This is a genomic window from Collinsella sp. AF23-2 (assembly GCF_003459245.1).
In the GTDB taxonomy this organism is placed as follows: Bacteria; Actinomycetota; Coriobacteriia; order Coriobacteriales; family Coriobacteriaceae; genus Collinsella.
The window spans coordinates 1-1,904 of the sequence record NZ_QRVG01000044.1 but is presented as its reverse complement, the minus strand read 5'-3'; the positions used below and the strand labels follow the sequence as shown (position 1 = coordinate 1,904).

At 54.8% G+C, this 1,904-nt stretch carries 1 protein-coding gene; it reads left to right on the top strand.

Going from position 1 to position 1,904, the window contains the following annotated elements; all coding sequences use genetic code 11:
- The first annotated feature begins 189 nt into the window (after positions 1 to 189).
- Positions 190 to 1,314, top strand: coding sequence for an aminotransferase (locus DWY03_RS09915; protein ID WP_117840759.1), 1,125 nt, complete (start codon positions 190 to 192; stop codon positions 1,312 to 1,314).
- The last annotated feature ends 590 nt before the right edge of the window (positions 1,315 to 1,904 follow it).

Genomic DNA, 1,904 nt, shown 5'->3' with positions numbered 1-1,904 from the left:
GCGCTGCATGAGCATGCCCTTCTGGCGCGAGGACCTCTAAGGTCTTCTAGGACCCGTATAGGTCTTAATACATACATCTAGCTGACGTTAGATGTCTCCCATTGGGGCGGTGCGGGTTTTCGCGCCGCCCCAATCTTGTATGAGGAACGTCAACACGGTTGGATGACTGCTTTTGTAAGGAGCTTGGCCATGGACATTAAGACGATTGGCGTTGAGGAATGGCTCAACGTTTGGGAGAAGAGCGCCACGTGGGACATCGCCCAGTCGACGATCTCGTCGCTCACCATGGGCGAGCTGCGCGCGCTCGATGAGCAGGACGGCGCCACGTTCTACGAGCGCCTGGACCGCGAGAAGATGAACTACGGCTGGATCGAGGGCTCTCCGGAGTTTAAGGCCGAGGTTGCCAAGCTGTATCGTCGCGAGGTCAATCCCGATCACATTCTGCAGACCAATGGCTGCACGGGCGCTAACCTCAACGCCATCATGGCCGTAGTCGAGCCCGGCGACCATGTCATCGCCGAGTGGCCCACCTACGCGCCGCTCTACGAGATTCCGCGTACGCCCGGTGCCGAGGTCGAGTATTGGGAGCTTCGCGAGGAGCTTGGCTGGAAGCCCGATATCGAGGAGCTTAAGCGCTTGGTGCGTCCCAATACCAAGCTCATCTGCATCAACAACGCATCGAACCCCATCGGAACGGTGCTCAATGCCGATGCGCTCGGCCAGATTGCCGAGATCGCCCGTTCGGCTGGCGCCTATGTGCTGTGCGACGAGGTGTATCTGCCGCTCGAAAACACTGAGTCCTTTATGTCGATGGTCGACGTGTACGAGAGGGCCATTGTCACCAACTCGTTGTCGAAGACCTATTCGACGCCTGCGGCCCGCGTGGGCTGGGTCGTGGCCGACGAAGAGGTGTCCAACCGCATCCGTACCCACCGCGATTACACCATGATCTGCGGCGGCGTGTTCAACGATGACCTGGCGACCTATGTGCTTGAGCACAAGGATAAGATTCTCGAGCGCAATCGCAAGATCGTGTTTGGCAACCGCGATATCGCGCAGGCTTGGATCGATACGCAGCATCGCGTTTCCTGGACGGCCCCGCAGGGCGTGTCCACCTCGTTTATCCAGCTGGATATTCCCGAGGACGACGAAGAGTTCTGCAAGCGCCTGTTGGCTGAGAGGGGAGTGCTGCTGGTTCCCGGCAGCCGCTTTGAGCTCCCCTGCGGCGCACGCCTGGGCTACTGCGCGAGCGAGGACGTTCTCCGCGAGGGCATGAGGCTTTTGGGCGAGGCGCTGGCGGAGTTCGATCGCTAGGATTCCGATGATCTTCGAGGGCCTTATCCAAATAGGACGAAGATAATCGAAAACGGACCCGTTTCCCTAGGGGAAGCGGGTTCGTTTTTCTATACCGAGAAGTCAAGTTGTTACAAATGGGGCCGTAAAGCGAGCCGATATCCGTTGGGCCTTATACTGAGCTTCCGGTGAACGGTATCAAGCGTCTGGTAAACGGTAATTTGTTTACCAGAAATGAATAGGACAAACTTTTTTCTGAATAAAAATGAAAATGGTTGAGACGCGGCTTGAATCGCTAATTCTATTCATAGCTTTATTAGAAATATGCAATTTGAGGATGGTTTAACAAAGTTTAGTTCCATTTGATTTTAGGATTAAAACGCGTTTTAGCACGTAAATACACTTTATTAAATCAAAGTGCGCCATGCGTGAAGTATATGTGTATGCCGTTCACCCCTCATATAAAACCGTTCGGGGGCGAGGTGGAAGTATGGACTGATTTTGGATATAAATATGTCGTCAGCAATAACGCCTCACACGGAGGGGCGCTAACGAATCGGCCCTGACAGGGGCCCGAAAGAAAGGTAGGAGGCCATGACGAAAGGTCTGCA

Excerpts from the sequence above, each read along its gene's own strand:
- DWY03_RS09915 (WP_117840759.1), top strand. The coding sequence starts at position 190 with ATGGACATTAAGACGATTGGCGTTGAGGAATGGCTCAACGTTTGGGAG.